Origin of the sequence: Sphingobacterium pedocola, assembly GCF_015209965.1 — a bacterium.
Classification (GTDB): domain Bacteria; phylum Bacteroidota; class Bacteroidia; order Sphingobacteriales; family Sphingobacteriaceae; genus Sphingobacterium; species Sphingobacterium pedocola.
The window spans coordinates 96,203-114,254 of record NZ_MU158690.1 but is presented as its reverse complement, the minus strand read 5'-3'; the positions used below and the strand labels follow the sequence as shown (position 1 = coordinate 114,254).

The window sequence follows — 18,052 nt, the reverse complement described above, 5'->3', positions numbered from 1 at the left end:
TTAATCAGAAAACCAAGAGCTATATAAAACATAGTTATGTGGAAGCTTCTGCAACAAGTGAAGTTGATCGTCTGTGAGTGGTTTAATTTTTTTTGCGGGCACTCCTGCATATAAATAGCCAGATTCACATACTGTATTTTCCAAAATGACCGCCCCAGCAGCTACAATAACATTGGACTCAATAATAGATCTATCCATTACAATAGCACCCATTCCGATCAATACGTAATCGTGTATCGTACAACCGTGAATAATTGCATTGTGACCTATATTAACATATCGACCAATATCAGTACCGTTCCGCTCATATGTACCATGAATAGTTACATTGTCTTGGATGTTGGAATAGTTTCCAATCCTGATGTAATTGACATCTCCCCTAACTACTGCATTAAACCATATGGAACAATATTGACCGATAGTTACGTCTCCCACGATTGTACAATTGGGTGCGACAAAGGTGTCTTCTCCTATAAACGGAAAATGCTCTTTAACAGGTAATATAATCGCCATATCTTATAAAATAGTATCTTCTAATGCATCAGCGTGCTCAGGATAATCTGTCGTATAGTGTAACCCTCTGCTTTCCTTTCTTCTCATGGCAGACTTCACCACTAAATATGCAACCTGAATAACGTTTCTTAGCTCACAAAGTTTTACAGAAAGCTTTGTCTTCTTATAAAAAGATTCTGTTTCTTCATACAAAAGTCCCAATCGACTCATCGCACGCTCCAAGCGAAAGTCAGATCGTACAATACCCACGTAGTCACTCATAAACTTTTGTGTTTCACGCAGATTATGTGTTACCAATATATCTTCATTGGAGAGTCGTGTATTAGAATCGTCCCAATCCGGAACGCCTTCCTTAAAATCCAGCGCAGAGAATCGCGCACTTGCATCTAAAAAAATACGATGTGCAAATACGGCAGCCTCAAGTAATGAATTAGAAGCCAACCTATTAGCACCATGCAGACCTGTAGACGAACACTCTCCGCAAGCATACAAATGCTGAATTGACGTAGCACCAAACTCGTCTACTAATATTCCTCCGCATAAATAATGCGCAGCTGGCGTAACTGGTATAAAATCCGTAGTCATATCTAACCCGATGGAAAGACATTTCTCATAAATATTGGGAAAATGAGCGAGCAAATCCGATTTGCTCCGGTGTGTAATGTCTAAATATACGTAATCCACTCCCGATTTCTTCATCTCCGCGTCTATGGCTCTTGCAACAATATCTCGTGATGCCAACGAACCCCGCTCATCATATTCTTCCATAAAAGAATCCCCATTGGTTCTACGAAGTATACCACCGAAACCCCTCACGGCTTCTGAAATCAGAAAAGCCGGGTACTCGCTTGGGTTATATAACGAAGTCGGATGAAATTGAATAAACTCCATGTTTCTAACTTTGCCCTTTGCTCTGTATACCATCGCTATTCCATCTCCAGTAGCAATTATGGGATTTGTCGTACTTGCATATACATGACCCGCCCCTCCCGTAGCCATCAACGTTACCTTTGCAAGAAACTTTTCAACACGATTTGATCTTGTGTTAAAAGCATATATGCCATAGCAATTAATATCTTGCGATTTCTTGTCCACGTGCTCTCCAAGATGATGCTGGGTGATTAAATCTACCGCGAAGTAATGCGTAAGTATTTCAATATTGGCGTTCTGATGTACCTGATCTAATAACGTACGTTCGATTTCATATCCGGTAATATCTTTATAATGCAAAATACGATGTTCGGAATGTCCACCTTCCTTGGCTAAATCATACTCACCAGAAGCTTCCTTATCAAAAGAAGTTCCATAAGCGATAAGTTCATCAATTCGCGCCGGCCCCTCTTTAATTACGTTTTCCACAACCTGTGGATTACATAATCCATCTCCTGCAGCATGTGTATCCCGGATATGCTTTTCAAAGCTATCTGTCTGATCCGTAACGACTGCAACACCACCCTGAGCATACTTCGTATTTGATTCATCTTCATTTGCCTTGGTAACAATCAATACTTTCCCCAACTTAGCCGCTTTTAAGGCAAAACTCAAACCAGCTATACCCGATCCAACTATTAAAAAATCAACCTTTCTGAAAGACATACCGCTCTTTATATATATCAACATTGTAAGACAACAAATTAACAAAATATGTGGAAAACGTGTAGACAAATAGTGAATTAAATTTTAAAACTATTTATTCATCCACAATCCAACTAAAATTCACACATATGTTATGGAATTATTACCTCAATTTGAATATAATATTAACAAATTATAAACGCTAAAAAACTCACATAAAAATATGGAAAATAAAAACGGCTAAATTTTACGTAATTGATAATCAATACTAAATCTAATTCAAAATGTGAATAAGTTGTTGATAAAAACAAGTTATCCGTATATAAGAATAAATACGATCTAAATTATCCCCATTTTCCACATGCTAATAAACAATAAGATTCTCTTTTATAAAAAGAATTATTATTTATTGAAAAAAGAGAATGTGGATTTCGTTTGAATTTCTTTGTTTACTTTTGTGAAGTTGATTAGTCAAAGTAATTAACGGCAATTTAGAGAAGAGATAATGAATACGACTTTTGAAAGAGATTTAGAAGCAAAGGGATTTATAGATGTGGATGTAGATCCAACTATTGATCTTGTTTCTGAAATCAACAGACTGAAGAAAGAAAAGAATGCTGTTATTTTAGCTCATTACTACCAGGAATCTGAAATACAGGATATAGCCGATTATATTGGAGATAGCTTAGGTCTTTCGCAACAAGCGGCTAAAACTGACGCTGATGTAATTGTTTTTGCCGGTGTACATTTCATGGCTGAAACGGCGAAAATTCTTTCACCAACAAAAAAGGTTTTATTACCAGATTTGAAGGCAGGGTGTTCTTTATCAGATAGTTGCCCTCCACACCTCTTTGCTAAGTTTAAAGAACAATATCCAGATCATTTAGTCATCACCTATGTAAATTGTACAGCAGAACTAAAGGCTTTATCGGATATTGTCTGTACTTCAAGTAATGCAGTGCAAATTGTAGAAAGTCTGCCGCTAGATCAAAAAATTATTTTTGGTCCGGATCGAAATCTAGGTGCTTATGTTAAAAAGAAAACCGGGCGTGATCTTGTTTTGTGGAATGGTGCTTGTATGGTGCATGAGATTTTTTCGCAAGATAAGATTGATGCTTTACAAGATGCTTATCCCGAAGCAAAATTTATAGCACACCCCGAATGTGAAGATCATATTTTGGCCAAAGCGGATTATATTGGATCTACTTCCGGGATGCTGAAATTTACGATTGAGGACTCGAGTCAAACGTACATCGTGGCCACGGAGTCGGGAATTTTACATCAGATGCAGAAGGCTAGTCCGACTAAAACTTTTATTCCTGCCCCTCCAAATAACCTATGTGCATGCAACGATTGTCCGCATATGAAATTAAATACGTTGGAAAAATTATATAACTGTTTATATTACGAACAGCCTGAAATTAACTTAGCTGCAGATGTTATTCTTAGGGCACAAAAACCTATTGAACGTATGTTGGAGATTTCGGCTCAATTAGGATTGTAGCTTTCTTTATAGATCTCAGATATGAGTATTTATACATTTAGATCTCTTATACTTATAACCTTTGACTTTTGTTTTTTAACTTAATACTTTTGAATTAAATAATGTTTGATAATAAAGATAGAACCGATATTCATGAGTTAGGCGAATTTGGTCTAATTAAATATCTGACGGAAGCTGTGGAAATCACTGAATCTTCGACCGTAAAGGGAATAGGCGATGATGCTGCAGTGTTGGATTTCGGTAATAAGAAAACATTAATTTCAACGGATTTATTACTGGAAGGTATACATTTTGATTTACGTTATGTTCCGCTTAAACATTTGGGTTATAAAGCTGTGCAGGTTAATTTAAGTGATATCTATGCAATGAACGGCTTGGCTTCGCAAATAACTTTTTCCATAGGCCTTTCTTCCAAGTTTCCTTTAGAAGCTGTTGAAGAAATATACGAAGGTGCACTGATTGCCTGTAAAAAATACAATGTCGATTTAGTGGGGGGAGATACTTCGGCGTCGGCACAAGGCCTTGTGATTTCCGTAACGAGTATCGGATATGCAGATGCGGATAAAATAGCTTATCGCTCAGGTGCAAAAGAAGGTGATTTACTCTGTGTTTCGGGAGACCTTGGTGGTGCCTATGTAGGATTACAGCTATTGGAACGTGAAAAGAATATTTTCTTGGAAAATCCTGAAATTCAACCGGATTTAGAAGGTAAAGATTACATAATTGAAAGGCAATTAAAACCAGAAGCTAGAAAGGATGTTGTGGAATTGTTTGAAGCGTATGGTATACAACCCGGTGCAATGATCGATGTTTCGGATGGTTTAGCATCTGAAATATTGCATATCTGTAATGCTTCAAAAGTAGGATGTAAGCTTTATGAAGAGAAAATTCCATTGGATCCGATGACTTATGAGACTGCTCGTGAATTTGGCTTAGATCCAACCGTTTGTGCATTGAGTGGCGGTGAAGATTATGAGCTATTGTTTACCGTTTCGCAGGATCAGTACGATAAAATTAAAAATCAGCTTGATATTTCTATTATTGGTTATATCACCGAAGAGCAGGCGGGATGCGAAATGATTTCAAAATCAGGACATGTTCATCCAATTACAGCTCAGGGATGGAACGCGTTTAAAAAATAAATATCGGTTGTTCAACCGATATTTATTTTAGGTTTGTATCACGCCTACATTATACCTTTCAATTGTTGAGTTGTGATTCGCGGCTTCAATGCCCATAGAAATAATTTTACGGGTATCTTTAGGATCTATAACACCGTCTACCCATAAACGGGCCGCTGCATAATAAGGACTTAATTGTTCATTGTATTTTGTTTCAATATCTTTTAGTAATTTGTTTTTATCCTGCTCCGTAAGTTCTATTCCTTTGGATTTTAAAGTCACTTCCTGTATTTGAAGCAGCGTTTTACCTGCAGATGCGCCGCTCATTACAGCCATGTGTGCGGTAGGCCATGCATAGATTAATCGTGGATCATAGGCTTTACCACACATGGCATAATTGCCCGCTCCGTAGCTATTTCCGACTACAAAGGTGAATTTTGGTACCACTGAATTAGCCATTGCATTTACCATCTTTGCCCCATCTTTAATTATACCATTATGTTCTGAACGACTTCCCACCATAAAACCCGTTACATCCTGGAAGAACACCAGTGGAATTTTCTGTTGGTTACAGTTCATTATAAATCGAGCTGCTTTGTTTGCTGAATCCGAATAGATTACCCCTCCCATTTGCATTTCCGTTGCATTTCCCGGTTTTTTGGCCTTAACAATTTCACGTTGATTCGCGACAATTCCGACAGCCCAGCCATCTACACGAGCTAATGCACATATAATCGTTTTACCATAATCTTTTTTATATTCTTCTAATGAGTCTTTATCAACAATTGCTTCCAATATGTGTATCATATTGTAAGGTTTAAGCCTATCTTCTGGTAAGTGTTTGTAAATGTGTTGAAAAGGAAAGGCAGGTTCCGTACTTTTAATACGTGAAAATCCAGCATAGGGATTATCACCAAATTTATCGACAATGCGACGAATGGCATCTAAACAGCTTTCATCATTTGGGTATTTATTATCTGTGACGCCCGATATTTCGGAGTGTGTACTCGCTCCTCCTAGAGTTTCGTTATCAATAATTTCTCCTATTGATGAGCGCACAAGATAAGATCCAGCTAGAAAAACAGACCCTGTCCCCTCCACGATCATGGCGTAATCAGACATTATAGGCAGATAGGCTCCTCCAGCTACGCAGGATCCCATTATTGCTGATATTTGTGGGATGCCCATTGCCGACATTTTAGCATTGTTCCTAAATATACGACCAAAGTGTTCTTTATCGGGGAAGATTTCATCTTGCATAGGTAAATATACACCAGCGGAATCTACTAGGTAGATAATAGGTAGACGATTTTCCATCGCTATTTCCTGTGCTCTGAGATTCTTTTTACCTGAAATTGGAAACCAAGCTCCAGCCTTTACCGTAGCATCATTTGACACGATGATACATAATTTATTTTTTACATAACCGAGTACGACTACGACACCACCATTCGGACAACCTCCATCTTCTTTATACATTCCATCTCCGGCAAAAATTCCTATTTCAGTATACGGTTTATGCTCGTCTAGAAGGTAGATAATCCGTTCCCAAGCGGTTAGTTTTCCTTTTTCCTTATGTTTTTGTATTTTATGTATACCGCCTCCTAAATGAAGTTTTTTTGTTTTTTCCTTTAGTAATGTCAGTAGTTTGTCCATACGGATATATTAAAAAAATGTTAATTTGTAATCTGTTAAAGAATCTATATTTATAAATATCGTAAAATATTATTTATTTTTTATGATATTTGTAAATATAGATTAAAACCCTATATAAACTTAAGGAATATTTTATTATGTACGAATTGAAAAATACAGAACAAATGGATTTAGTACGTGAAAGTGCTCGCCAATTTGCACAAGCTCATATTAAACCTTATATCATGGAATGGGATGAAAGCCAACACTTTCCTGTGGATCTCTTTAAAAAAATGGGTGAGCACGGTTTTATGGGTGTGTTAGTTCCCGAGAAATACAATGGTACAGGCTTAGGTTATCAAGAGTATATAACGATTTTAGATGAGATATCTAAGGTATGTGGTTCGATAGGTTTATCTGTTGCTGCACATAATTCCTTGTGTACAAATCATATATTGTCATTTTCTAATGAAGAACAAAAACAAAAATATCTCCCTAAATTAGCTTCTGCAGAATGGATTGGCGCTTGGGGACTGACAGAAACCGGCTCCGGGTCGGATGCAGGAGGACTGACGACTACGGCAGTAGCTGACGGGGATTATTTTATTATAAATGGATCGAAAACGTTTATTACTCACGCAATTAGTGGGGATGTGGCCGTAGTTATGGTTCGCACCGGAAAGAAAGGTGATAAGCATGGTGTGACCGCTTTTATCATTGAAAAAGGAACACCTGGTTTTACTGCAGGTAAAAAACTTGATAAACTAGGAATGCGTGCGTCGGAAACAGCTAGTTTGTTTTTTGATAACTGTCGAGTGCATAAAAGTCAAGTCATCGGAGAGGTAGGTAACGGCTTTATACAAGCTTTAAAATTATTGGATGGAGGAAGGATTTCTATAGCAGCGCTATCGTTAGGAATAGCCCGCGGGGCTTATGAATGTGCACTAATATATGCGAATGAACGAGAACAGTTTAATCAGAAAATATTTGATTTTCAGGATGTTGGTTTTGCTTTAGCGGATATGGCTACAAAAGTAGAAGCTTCTGAATTGTTGATCCGTCAGGCAGGATATCTGAAAGATACCGGTAAAAACGTCACAAAAGAAGGTGCAATGGCAAAATTATACGCTTCTGAAACCGCTGTGGAAGTTTCTAATCAAAGTGTACAGATTCACGGTGGATACGGATTTACGAAGGATTTCCCAGCAGAGAAATTTTTTCGTGATGCGAAGTTATGTACGATTGGAGAAGGTACAAGTGCTATTCAAAAAATGGTTATTTCCAGAGAAATAAAAAAGGATGTTAAGTAAATCGGATATTCAACTGGTAGATTGTCCTCGCGATGCGATACAGGGTATAGCTGACTTTATATCAACGGAGAAAAAAGCAAGATATATTAATCAATTGATTGAAAGTAAACTTTTCGATTATATTGATTTTGGTAGTTTTGTTTCTTCTAAAGCGGTACCCCAAATGAAGGATACAAGCTCGCTTATTGATCTCATTCAAAAGGATGATCACACCCAATTAATTGCTATTATAGCAAATGAAAAGGGTGCTGAAATTGGTAGCCAATTCGAAAAAATAGATTATCTGGGGTATCCGTTTTCTATTTCTGAAACGTTTCAACAGCGAAATACAAATTCCTCCATATCCGAATCTTTTGGTAAGGTAGTAGCCTGTAAAAAGATTATCGATAGCACACCTGCTCAGCAACTATTGATTTATATTTCCATGGCATTCGGAAATCCGTATGGAGATAAGTGGCATACAGATATCGTATTGGAATGGATTGAAAAATTGAAGGAATTGGGTATACGCCGATTTTCCATAGCTGATACCACATCCGAAGCGTCTCCCTTAGTGATAAAAGAACTTTTGGGTATTTTATTTGTTAATTTTCCCGAATTGGAATTTAGTATTCATTTGCACAGTGGCGCTAATTCAGCACTTTTGAAAGTTAATGCAGCTTACGATGCGGGATGTAAAACATTTGAAGGTGCGATGCTAGGATATGGAGGATGTCCCTTTGCTCTGGACGACTTGGTAGGTAATATCCCTTCGGAATTGCTTTTGGACAGGTTTGGAAGGGGGAGTCTCGCGGAAAGAACACCATTGTTAGTCGGTTTTCAAGAGTTGATAAGTAGATGTTAGGTGTTAGGTGTTAGGTGTTAGGTGTTAGGTGTTAGATTAAAAATAGAGGATAAAATTACAAGATTTAGTGGATTACAGGAAATAGAATATTCGGCTGTAGCAGATAAAAAAGTATATTTTTAAATTAAAGAGGGGGTATCGGATAATGGAGTATAATTTTATAAAAGTAGAAAAGAAGGATTTCAGATTTATTTTGACATTGGCCCGCCCGGAAAAGAGAAATGCGTTTACACCGACAATGGTCAACGAAATAGCGCATGCGTTTGATCTGGCCAATGCCGATGATGCCATTAAAGTTGTCATAATTAAAGCGGAAGGTCCTATTTTTTGCGCAGGAATGGATCTCAATACGTTTGAAAATCCAATGCTTGATATTCTTAATCCGTTCATTAAGAATCAGGATATTTCGTTGGGACAGGTATTCGATGGTTTATTGAAACCTTCTATAGCGATAGTAGAGGGAAATGTTATTGCGGGCGGTTTTCTTATTATTCTTGGTTGTAGTTATGTCTATTGTAAAAAAGATGTACAGTTTAAACTTCCGGAGGTAGATTTGGGTATTTTTCCGTTTCAGGTGATGGCCGGTTTACTTAAAGTATTGCCCGAAAAAAAGGTGTTACAGTTGTGTCTAAATACCGAATATTTTGACGTCCAGAAAGCAATAGCGCTTGGTATTGTTGACGGATTTATAGGAGAAGGTGCCGTTGAATCAATTTTGGATTCCTTCGAAAGACGTAGTACTAAAGCTTTAATGACGGGTATTAAAGCTTTGAGAAAATTACCGACGGTAGTAAAAGAAGAACAATTTGCGTATCTTAAAAATTGTTTGGATACATTAAAGAAAGATTAATTTAATTCAATAGCTCTTTTCTCAACCGAAAAATTATTATATCCTATTCCTACTTCAATTTCCAATAGTTTTTGCTGAAGCATTTCAAGAATAGCGAGAAAATTAAAAACAAAATGTACTTTGTTTTCTGAATTCTTTAGAATGTTTTGAAAATCGAGTTTTTTGTTGAGTTCTATTAACTGGGAGATAGCCTTCTTCTGCTGTTCGATGGTGTAGGGAAACTTAATAACGGTATGTGTTACAGGAAGTACGCGGTGTGTAAAATGATACATCATTTTCTCGTAAACCATCATCAATTTATACAAATCAAAGGAGGAAAGTTCTTCTTCCATGATTTGACGTTTTGTATTCTTTAAATCATAGGTAATATTGCCGCGAAGATGCAACTTTGATCTTCTATCCTCAGCCTCTTTAAGGTGTTCACATACGTCTTTAAATTGCTTGTAGAGGATCAGTTTTTGAACGAGTTGTTCTTTCAGATCTACCTCGTTTTCATTTTCGAGATCCGGCCTTGGAAGCAGCATTTTGGCTTTAATACGCATTAAAGTAGAGGCTACAAAAATAAATTCACTGGCTAATTCAATATTCAAAGACTGCATTTTTTGAATATAATCCAAAAAGTCATTTGTGATTCTAGAGATTGGGATGTCGTGTATATTCAATTCATCACGTTCGATAAAGAACAATAATAAATCAAAAGGACCTTCGAACTGTTCTAACTTGATTTCGTAACTAGTAGCTTCCATAAACTGTTTCAAACTTAGACAAACTTGGATTTTTTTACAAGTATTATTTTTAGTTGCAAAAGAGTAAAGAGCGCAAAGGGTACGGCAAAAACTTTTATTTGCTTATATTGTTCCACTGTTTATAGAATAAATTGTTACTTTGTATCTTATTTTGAAATTTTTCATTTATGCAAGTAGAGGCAGGAGCACTTTTACAGAATATAATCTATCCATCTGATTTACGACAACTTAAGGAATCTGATTTAGAGGAAGTATGTAAAGAGTTGAGGCAATATATAATTGACGTCGTATCTGTTAATGGCGGACATTTCGCCGCTAGTTTAGGGGTGGTTGAATTGACTGTCGCGTTACACTATGTTTTAAATACCCCTTATGATCAGATTATATTTGATGTAGGTCATCAAGCATATGGACATAAAATATTAACAGGTAGACGCGAAACTTTCCATACCAACAGGATAATAGGAGGACTTTCCGGATTTCCTAAACGAAGTGAGAGCGAATACGATTCGTTTGGTGTAGGACATTCCTCAACATCGATTTCGGCAGCCTTAGGTATGGCCGTAGCTTCCGAATACAAAGGAGAGACAGACAGACAGCATGTTGCTGTTATAGGCGATGGTGCCTTGACGGGGGGTATGGCTTTTGAAGCACTAAACCATGCGGGTATCGAGAAATCAAATTTATTGGTTATCCTGAATGATAATTGCATGTCGATTGATCCTAATGTAGGTGCTTTAAAGGAATATCTAACGAGCATCACCACGTCAAAAAGCTACAATAAATTTCGTGACGATCTGATTTCCGTATTAGCTAAAATCTCAAAAAATGGCCCTGATGCATATGGTTGGGCTAAAAAATTGGAACAAAGTATAAAAGGAACATTATTAAAGAATGCAAATTTATTCGAATCGCTCAACTTTAGATATTTTGGTCCTGTAGATGGGCATGATGTCAATAAATTGGTAAAAACGATAGAAGACCTTAAACATATTCCCGGACCCAAATTATTACATGCGGTTACGGTAAAAGGAAAGGGATACGCGTTGGCGGAAAAAGATCAAACGAAATGGCACGCTCCAGGTTTATTTGATAAAATTACGGGAGAAATTAAAAAATCTTCGTCGGATAAGCCGAAGCCACCAAAATATCAAGATGTTTTTGGATATACATTAGTGGAATTGGCTGAAGTTAATCCTAAAATTATGGGTGTAACACCGGCTATGCCGTCTGGGTCTTCTATGAATATCATGATGAAAGAAATGCCTACCCGTGCTTTTGACGTAGGTATAGCAGAACAACATGCTGTTACGTTTAGTGCGGGTATAGCTGCGCAAGGATTAGTTCCTTTTTGTAATATTTATTCGACGTTTATGCAACGGGCCTATGATCAGGTCATACACGATGTAGCATTGCAAAAGTTAAATGTTGTGTTTTGTCTTGATCGTGCGGGTTTAGTAGGTGCCGATGGTCCTACGCATCACGGAGCATATGATATAGCCTATATGCGTTGTGTTCCAAATTTGATTGTGTCTTCTCCGATGAATGAAGAAGAATTGCGTAATCTGATGTATACATCACAATTGGAAGATAAGGGTCCTTTTGTAATTCGTTATCCAAGAGGTAGTGGTGTGATGCTAGATTGGAAAAGACCTTTTAAAGAAATTAGGATCGGTAAGGGACGTAAACTTGTAGACGGAGAAGAAGTTGCTCTTCTGACCTTCGGGCATATTGGTAATGAAGCAACAAAGGCTTTGTCTATATTGAATAGTGAAGGTATCCATCCTGCCCACTATGATTTGCGTTTTGCTAAGCCTTTAGATGAGGAGCTTTTGCACGAAGTATTTCAGAAATTCAGTAAGGTGATAACCGTGGAGGACGGTTGTTTGCCCGGTGGAGTTGGGTCTGCCGTGATAGAATTTATGTCGGATTACAACTATCGGGCGCAAGTGAAGCGTTTGGGTATTCCGGACAGTATTGTAGAGCATGGTGAACAGTCCGAACTTTGGGATATTTGTCATTACGATGCAAAAGCCATTATTGAAGAATGTCGAAAAATGGCGAAAGCAATGCCTACAGATGCTATGGTCAGTTAGTTGTTGCCTTTCAACAAAAAATCAATTGAGCCACAAGTATTTGTGGCTTATTTTTTGTAGTAAAAACATACTGAAGTTTTATAGTTAGAGTTTTCCACATCTTTAATAGTCTACTTCGATTCAAATGCAAATTTTACTTAAAATTTCGTTTATTTTTTTTCTGTGGAAAAGAATAAGTTGACAGGAATTCATTCGCTAAAAACAACTAAAAAAATCGTTTAACTGGTTGTTCTTTAATTACTTAAGTTTTTTTTAACTTTTTAATTTTTTAGCTGAAAAATTTTTGTCATCTTCGTTGTAAGGAAAAGTTATAAACACTTTTTATATCATTAATTGGTTATCAAGTTATTAACAATTTAGGAATGGAAAAAACGTATACAAGTGTTTGGAATAGTTGTCTTCAGGTTATAAAAGACAATATCCCAGCACAAAGTTTCAAGACATGGTTCGAGCCCGTAAAAGCGGTTCGTTTGGAAGGAAACGTTTTAACTATTCAGGTGCCAAGTTTATTTTTCTACGAGTGGTTAGAGGAGCATTATGTAGGGATTCTTCGTAAGACCGTTAAAAAGTTTTTAGGCGAACAGGGCCGTTTGGAATACAATATCGTAATCGAAAAATCTTCGACTAATATACCATATACAACCAATCTTCCTTCAACAGGAAATGGTGCGGAAGCAAAGAGGCAGTCAATTCCTGTTCCCGTAGCTCTTAACAAGAATATCAAAAATCCTTTTGTTATTCCTGGATTAAAGAAATTACAAGTAGATCCGCAATTAAATCAAAATTATACGTTTGATAATTTTATTGAGGGCGAATGTAACCGTTTGGCGCGGTCCGCTGGTTATGCTGTTGCCAATAAACCAGGAGGAACCTCTTTTAATCCGTTAATGATTTATGGAGATGTAGGGTTGGGTAAAACCCATTTAGCACAAGCTATTGGAAATGAGATTAAGAAAAACCTTTCGGATAAGCTTGTTATTTATGTTTCTTGTGAAAAATTCTGTCAGCAGTTTGTAGATTCATTGAAAAATAATACGATCAATGATTTTGTTAACTTCTACCAGGCAATGGACGTAATTATAATGGATGATGTTCACAATTTTGCAGGAAAAGAGAAAACACAAGATATATTCTTCCATATTTTCAACCATTTACACCAATCGGGTAAGCAAATTATCCTGACTTCAGATAAAGCGCCGAAAGATTTGTCTGGTTTAGAAGAGCGGTTACTAAGTCGTTTCAAATGGGGATTGTCTGCAGATATCCAGATTCCGGATTTAGAAACGAGAATGGCTATCTTGAAAAAGAAGATGTATTCCGATGGTATTGAATTACCTGACAGTGTTGTAGAATATGTTGCTACGCAGATCGATAATAGTGTTCGTGAGTTAGAAGGTGCTATGGTATCTTTGTTGGCCCAATCAACGCTGAATAAGAAAGAAATTGATTTGAACTTGGCAAAGTCGATGTTAAAGAATTTTGTTAAGAATACAAACAAGGAAATTTCGATGGAATATATTCAAAAATTAGTTTGCGAATATTTTGAAGTGCCTGTAGAAATGGTCAAATCAAAAGTTCGTAAGCGTGAAATTGTACAGGCTCGTCAGATTTCTATGTATCTGGCTAAAAATCACACGAAATCTTCATTGAAATCAATTGGAAACTTCTTTGGAGGAAGAGATCATTCCACGGTTATTTACGCCTGTCAAACCGTAGAAGATCTAATTGAAACCGATAAAAAGTTTAAAACGTATGTGCAGGATATCCAAAAGAAATTGAAAGCATCATAAGGTTAGGTAGTACACAAAAAAGGGAGGGATTCATTTTATGAATCCCTCCCTTTTTTGTGTACTATAGTTTTAATTATTGTACTGGCTGAATGGGTGATGGTTGTTCCTCTTTTTTAGCATTACGCTCTTCAACGTATTTGGCAAATTCAGCTTTTTGTTCGTCCGTCAACAACTCCGTTATCTTTGCATCTGCAGTCGATGTTAATGTCGAGATTTGTTCTTTAACTGCATCTTCTGATAATGTTGTATCTGCTTTTAGCGCATATTTCGCTGTTGCTTTTTCTAACACAATATTATATACAGAAGCTTGTTGCTCTTCCGTGAGTGTCAACTTTTCTGTGAGCGTTGTCACTGTTTCCTTTGCTTTTTCCTCAGCTGTCCCTTGTTGAGCGAATGTTAATGTAATAGCGAATAAAAAGCTTAGTCCTGTTAAAATTAATTTTTTCATGGCATAAATTTTTAAAATGTTTAAATACTATATTTTTAATTGTTGTTGATATAATAACAGCTAAAAGAGCTGATTTGTTGTATATGTGTATCTATTTTGTTACATTTTAACATGATTTAACAAACCAAAGGGTGTATAATGAAAATTATACACCCTTTAATAAACTGATATTCAGTTTATTATTATCAATTTCTAGACGACCTGCGTTGAGATCTTTCTTTTTGTATCTCTTCGTACTTTTTGATTTGCTCTTCGGTCAGAATCGATTTTAGCTTTGTATCATACTTCTCTCGAAAGGATCTCATTTTTTCTATACGTTTGTCCCTGTCTCCGTCTCCTTGTTGAAATAAGGCTTGTTGCGCTGTGCTCTGTTGGAGTGAATACGTATAAATAGAATCGCGCTGGCTTTGATCTAAACTTAACGCGGTGTTGAGTCTTTCTACTTCTGCTTTCGCTCTTTCTTCGGGTGTCCGGTTTTGGCCTGGCCCTTGACGGTTTCCTCTTTCTTGGGCTATTGCTGCTGAAGCAGATAGGAATATAGCCACTAATACTAACATTAAATTTTTCATACGCATGTTATTTTCATTTGTTTACTTCTAAGTACATTTATTGGCGCTTGCACTTCTTAGTATAAAAATCAAGATTTTATTCTATATAAATGCATTGAAATAAGAAGTTTAGTAAACATTAACCTTTGTTAATGTTTATTAACACTTTGAGCATGAGAAAGGTAGTTTAGTATTTTCTTATCGAAGATTTGCCGATCTGTTATAAAATCTAACTGGATCGGAATATAATAGATAGGAAGGGCAGCGAAGACATCTATATGAAGACGGTGTATATCTTTCTCCGTGGTGATAATGATTTTGTTCCCTTTTAGGTGTTGAAAAGCGGTGTTGATTTTGATATAATCTGCTTCGTCATAATTATGGTGGTCGGCGAAGGTTAATTCTTTAATAGAAGCCACTTTATCAAGTAGATATTCTTTTAAGGGTTGAGGATTAGCTATACCTGTGAGCAAAAGGATATGATAAACCGACAGGTCAAATTCTACGGGTATGTGATTACGATTTCTTAATTGATCGTATTCAATGGTAGAATAGCATATGGGTGCCGCGGAGCGCCTTCTAATCCGGTATTCTATTTGTTGTTTCTGTGCCAATGAAAGTTGCCGAGGGCATTTTGTTATTACTATTAGATTTGCCCGGGACGAAGCTGAAAATGTGTCTCTAAAATTTCCCGTTGGGAGTGTGATCATCATGGAGAATAATGAAGCAAAATCAAAAAGTAAGATAGTGAATCCTGGGTTTAATTTGCGGTGCTGGTAGGCATCATCTAAAAGAATAACTTGATGATCCTTTTTTAAGATTTCGACCCCTTTGCATCTATCTTCGCAAACTGCCACGGTAAGTTTCGGAAATTTATTTTTGAATTGTAGCGGCTCATCTCCGATTTCTGCAGCTGTAGAAGATAGTTGAGCATACTGGAAGCCGGTGGTTTTACGGCCATATCCACGGCTTAAGGTTGCAAGTGTATAATGTGAAGATAATAAACGAACAAGGTATTCCGTCATCGGACTTTTACCTGTCCCTCCTATTGCTAAATTTCCAATCACGATAGTGGGTATATCAAATGATTTGCTCTTGAGTATGCCGCTGTCGTAAAGTTGATTTCTAATCCATACTGTGAGAAAATAGATTAGGCTTATGGGTAATAGTATCCATCTCAGGATCAGGATCATTTTTTCACGAGCTTAATACCGACATTGATGATGTTTTTTAGTGGATTTTCGCGCATATTTTGTTCGACAGCAAATTCGTATTTTCCAGTATCCGGGAAAGCAATATTTTCTTTTGCTAAGTATTGCTTTTCGTAAACACCTCCTGCCGAATTGCTTAGCCACCTGCCGTCTAGTTGAGCCAGTACAATCTCTTTTCTGTAGGCGGTATCTTTTAATCCCTTTCCTTTTTCATGAAACAGGACAAAAATATTGGAGAAATCGTAATCAGCGCTATGTCTTAAATTGATATATATATCATATTTGGCTGTAATATCATCAATATCTACTTCAAATTTTTGAATATTATCATACGACCAGGATTGATTAGGTATCGTTGAATTTTTTTCATAGTAGGCTCCATCCACACAAGAAGAAAGCGAAATAATTACACAGGCTACGATTAAAAGGTGCTTATACATCATACCAAAATTTGGCGAGATCTACTCGCCAGTTTTATTTGATTTATCGTTGTTTCTGTTCCTATTGCGATTATTGAATCGTCTTTTTGGTCTTGACTGATTTTCAGCGCCCCCCTCATTTTTCTTTTCAGCTTGATTTTTAGGAAGCTGTTTTCTTTCGCCTGGCGTATTCTCTTTCTTTTCAGCAATTGTATTAGCTGGGGCTGGTGTTTTTGGTTTACTTTTCTTCTTTTTCTTTTTTCTGTTCTTTTCATCAAGACGTGTAAGACTATCTTGTCCGACCACATTTTCATAATCCAAGACAACAGATTTTTTAACCTCTTGTGCTTCGGGAGTGTATTCTAAAGCTTCAGGCTTTACACCGCCTTTATTCATCTCAGCAAATTCTCTTACTTTATCTATTGATAAAGGAATCCAGTTCTCTACTCCTGGGTAAGAAAACCACATTGTTTTTTTGAATATATCTGTCTTCTGCAAGTAAGCCATCCCAGCTAAGGTTTCCAAACGATCCACATCATTGGGAATGTCTTTAAGTGCATCCATGTAGCTGTCTAATTCATAATTTAAACAACATTTCAATTTACCACATTGTCCTGCTAGTTTAAGCGTATTTAAGGACAAATTTTGATAACGTGCAGCTGAGGTAGATACGGTTTTAAAATCGGTAAGCCAGGTGGAACAACACAATTCTCTTCCACAAGATCCAATGCCACCCAGTCTACTTGCTTCTTGGCGCATTCCGATTTGCCGCATTTCAATACGGATACGAAAAGATTCAGCCATTCTCTTAATCAGCTCGCGAAAGTCAACACGACCTTCTGCTGTATAAAAAAACGTCGCTTTCGTTTTGTCTCCCTGATAATCTACATCGGATATTTTCATGGAAAGGCCTAAATCCAAAGCGAGTTTACGTGCCTTGTGCATGGTTTCCCATTCCAATTCTTTTGCCGCATTAAACTTCGCAACGTCGGTTTCGTTGGCTTTTCGGTATAACTTTTTAGCGACCGAATCCGGTGTAATGTTATTCTTTTTAAGCTGTAACCTTACTAATTCACCTGTCAAAGAAATATGTCCAATATCATATCCTCCCGTAGAAGGTTCTACAGCGACCATCTCACCCATTTCTAAGTAGATATTGTCTGTATTGACAAAAAAATCTTTACGAGATCCTTTAAAACGAACCTCTACGATATCAAATGGTTTATAATTTGATGGCAAATCCATGTCGGAAAGCCAGTCGTATACATCTAATTTATTACATCCGCTGGTCATGCATGAGCCATTATCCTGGCATCCTGCTGGTACAGTGCCTAATTTGCTACTGCTTCCACAACCTCCGGACGAGCAACTGCCACATCCCATATTTTTATTTTATATATATATTGAGCCCCTTCCGGGAACGTTTAATTTTCCTCTATCAA

General features: G+C 36.9%; 16 protein-coding genes. 7 read left to right on the top strand and 9 right to left on the bottom strand.

Annotated features, from left to right (window positions below):
• Complete coding sequence (locus C4F40_RS10790; RefSeq protein ID WP_196939415.1) at positions 1–513, bottom strand: gamma carbonic anhydrase family protein; 513 nt, start codon at positions 511–513, stop codon at positions 1–3.
• Positions 514–516: 3 nt separating this feature from the next.
• Positions 517–2,109, bottom strand: coding sequence for an L-aspartate oxidase (nadB, locus tag C4F40_RS10785; RefSeq protein ID WP_196939414.1), 1,593 nt, complete (start codon positions 2,107–2,109; stop codon positions 517–519).
• A gap of 484 nt (positions 2,110–2,593) precedes the next feature.
• On the opposite strand from nadB, the gene nadA reads away from it, so the two are divergent.
• Together nadA and thiL are read left to right on the top strand one after the other, a co-directional pair.
• A complete protein-coding gene (gene nadA / locus C4F40_RS10780; protein WP_196939413.1) occupies positions 2,594–3,592 on the top strand; it encodes a quinolinate synthase NadA in 999 nt (332 codons plus the stop codon).
• A gap of 101 nt (positions 3,593–3,693) precedes the next feature.
• Entirely contained in the window at positions 3,694–4,734 is a 1,041-nt protein-coding gene (gene thiL / locus C4F40_RS10775; RefSeq protein WP_196939412.1) for a thiamine-phosphate kinase, read from the top strand.
• A 27-nt stretch (positions 4,735–4,761) separates the two neighbouring features.
• On the opposite strand, the gene C4F40_RS10770 is transcribed toward thiL, so the two are convergent.
• Positions 4,762–6,369, bottom strand: coding sequence for an acyl-CoA carboxylase subunit beta (locus C4F40_RS10770; protein ID WP_196939411.1), 1,608 nt, complete (start codon positions 6,367–6,369; stop codon positions 4,762–4,764).
• Between the two features lie 137 nt (positions 6,370–6,506).
• Here C4F40_RS10770 and C4F40_RS10765 point away from each other — a divergent pair, with 137 nt between their 5' ends.
• The 3 genes from C4F40_RS10765 to C4F40_RS10755 all read left to right on the top strand — a co-directional run bounded on the left by C4F40_RS10765 (position 6,507) and on the right by C4F40_RS10755 (position 9,352).
• Positions 6,507–7,658: an acyl-CoA dehydrogenase family protein gene (locus C4F40_RS10765; protein ID WP_196939410.1), complete on the top strand. Its 1,152-nt coding sequence runs from the start codon at positions 6,507–6,509 to the stop codon at positions 7,656–7,658.
• The gene (locus C4F40_RS10760; RefSeq protein ID WP_196939409.1) at positions 7,648–8,502 is read left to right on the top strand and encodes a beta/alpha barrel domain-containing protein; all 855 of its coding nucleotides are present in this window, start codon (positions 7,648–7,650) and stop codon (positions 8,500–8,502) included. Before C4F40_RS10765 ends, C4F40_RS10760 begins: the two co-directional genes overlap by 11 nt.
• Before the next feature lie 145 nt (positions 8,503–8,647).
• The gene (locus C4F40_RS10755; protein ID WP_196939408.1) at positions 8,648–9,352 is read left to right on the top strand and encodes an enoyl-CoA hydratase/isomerase family protein; all 705 of its coding nucleotides are present in this window, start codon (positions 8,648–8,650) and stop codon (positions 9,350–9,352) included.
• On the opposite strand, the gene C4F40_RS10750 is transcribed toward C4F40_RS10755, so the two are convergent.
• On the bottom strand, positions 9,349–10,098 hold the full coding sequence (locus tag C4F40_RS10750) for a segregation and condensation protein A (protein ID WP_196939407.1): 750 nt from the start codon (positions 10,096–10,098) through the stop codon (positions 9,349–9,351). The two genes, C4F40_RS10755 and C4F40_RS10750, sit on opposite strands and share 4 nt — an antisense overlap.
• A 167-nt stretch (positions 10,099–10,265) precedes the next feature.
• On the opposite strand from C4F40_RS10750, the gene dxs reads away from it, so the two are divergent.
• Together dxs and dnaA are read left to right on the top strand one after the other, a co-directional pair.
• The gene (gene dxs / locus C4F40_RS10745; protein ID WP_196939406.1) at positions 10,266–12,194 is read left to right on the top strand and encodes a 1-deoxy-D-xylulose-5-phosphate synthase; all 1,929 of its coding nucleotides are present in this window, start codon (positions 10,266–10,268) and stop codon (positions 12,192–12,194) included.
• A 362-nt stretch (positions 12,195–12,556) separates the two neighbouring features.
• Positions 12,557–13,984 carry a chromosomal replication initiator protein DnaA gene (gene dnaA / locus C4F40_RS10740; RefSeq protein WP_196939405.1) on the top strand — a complete coding sequence of 476 codons (1,428 nt, stop codon included), beginning with the start codon at positions 12,557–12,559 and terminating at the stop codon, positions 13,982–13,984.
• A gap of 73 nt (positions 13,985–14,057) precedes the next feature.
• Here the strand turns inward: dnaA and C4F40_RS10735 are convergent, their stop codons facing one another.
• The 5 genes from C4F40_RS10735 to C4F40_RS10715 form a co-directional block, all read right to left on the bottom strand.
• Complete coding sequence (locus C4F40_RS10735) at positions 14,058–14,432, bottom strand: hypothetical protein (RefSeq protein ID WP_196939404.1); 375 nt, start codon at positions 14,430–14,432, stop codon at positions 14,058–14,060.
• Positions 14,433–14,617: 185 nt separating this feature from the next.
• The gene (locus C4F40_RS10730) at positions 14,618–15,001 is read right to left on the bottom strand and encodes a hypothetical protein (RefSeq protein ID WP_196939403.1); all 384 of its coding nucleotides are present in this window, start codon (positions 14,999–15,001) and stop codon (positions 14,618–14,620) included.
• Positions 15,002–15,129: 128 nt separating this feature from the next.
• Entirely contained in the window at positions 15,130–16,173 is a 1,044-nt protein-coding gene (gene lpxK, locus C4F40_RS10725; protein WP_231390016.1) for a tetraacyldisaccharide 4'-kinase, read from the bottom strand.
• Complete coding sequence (locus tag C4F40_RS10720) at positions 16,170–16,634, bottom strand: gliding motility lipoprotein GldH (RefSeq protein ID WP_196939402.1); 465 nt, start codon at positions 16,632–16,634, stop codon at positions 16,170–16,172. Before C4F40_RS10720 ends, lpxK begins: the two co-directional genes overlap by 4 nt.
• Before the next feature lie 18 nt (positions 16,635–16,652).
• The gene (locus C4F40_RS10715) at positions 16,653–17,993 is read right to left on the bottom strand and encodes a PSP1 domain-containing protein (RefSeq protein WP_196939401.1); all 1,341 of its coding nucleotides are present in this window, start codon (positions 17,991–17,993) and stop codon (positions 16,653–16,655) included.
• Positions 17,994–18,052: the final 59 nt, after the last annotated feature.

Excerpts from the sequence above, each read along its gene's own strand:
- C4F40_RS10790 (WP_196939415.1), bottom strand. The coding sequence starts at position 513 with ATGGCGATTATATTACCTGTTAAAGAGCATTTTCCGTTTATAGGAGAA.
- nadB (WP_196939414.1), bottom strand. The coding sequence starts at position 2,109 with ATGTCTTTCAGAAAGGTTGATTTTTTAATAGTTGGATCGGGTATAGCT.
- nadA (WP_196939413.1), top strand. The coding sequence starts at position 2,594 with ATGAATACGACTTTTGAAAGAGATTTAGAAGCAAAGGGATTTATAGAT.
- thiL (WP_196939412.1), top strand. The coding sequence starts at position 3,694 with ATGTTTGATAATAAAGATAGAACCGATATTCATGAGTTAGGCGAATTT.
- C4F40_RS10770 (WP_196939411.1), bottom strand. The coding sequence starts at position 6,369 with ATGGACAAACTACTGACATTACTAAAGGAAAAAACAAAAAAACTTCAT.
- C4F40_RS10765 (WP_196939410.1), top strand. The coding sequence starts at position 6,507 with ATGTACGAATTGAAAAATACAGAACAAATGGATTTAGTACGTGAAAGT.
- C4F40_RS10760 (WP_196939409.1), top strand. The coding sequence starts at position 7,648 with ATGTTAAGTAAATCGGATATTCAACTGGTAGATTGTCCTCGCGATGCG.
- C4F40_RS10755 (WP_196939408.1), top strand. The coding sequence starts at position 8,648 with ATGGAGTATAATTTTATAAAAGTAGAAAAGAAGGATTTCAGATTTATT.
- C4F40_RS10750 (WP_196939407.1), bottom strand. The coding sequence starts at position 10,098 with ATGGAAGCTACTAGTTACGAAATCAAGTTAGAACAGTTCGAAGGTCCT.
- dxs (WP_196939406.1), top strand. The coding sequence starts at position 10,266 with ATGCAAGTAGAGGCAGGAGCACTTTTACAGAATATAATCTATCCATCT.
- dnaA (WP_196939405.1), top strand. The coding sequence starts at position 12,557 with ATGGAAAAAACGTATACAAGTGTTTGGAATAGTTGTCTTCAGGTTATA.
- C4F40_RS10735 (WP_196939404.1), bottom strand. The coding sequence starts at position 14,432 with ATGAAAAAATTAATTTTAACAGGACTAAGCTTTTTATTCGCTATTACA.
- C4F40_RS10730 (WP_196939403.1), bottom strand. The coding sequence starts at position 15,001 with ATGAAAAATTTAATGTTAGTATTAGTGGCTATATTCCTATCTGCTTCA.
- lpxK (WP_231390016.1), bottom strand. The coding sequence starts at position 16,173 with ATGATCCTGATCCTGAGATGGATACTATTACCCATAAGCCTAATCTAT.
- C4F40_RS10720 (WP_196939402.1), bottom strand. The coding sequence starts at position 16,634 with ATGATGTATAAGCACCTTTTAATCGTAGCCTGTGTAATTATTTCGCTT.
- C4F40_RS10715 (WP_196939401.1), bottom strand. The coding sequence starts at position 17,993 with ATGGGATGTGGCAGTTGCTCGTCCGGAGGTTGTGGAAGCAGTAGCAAA.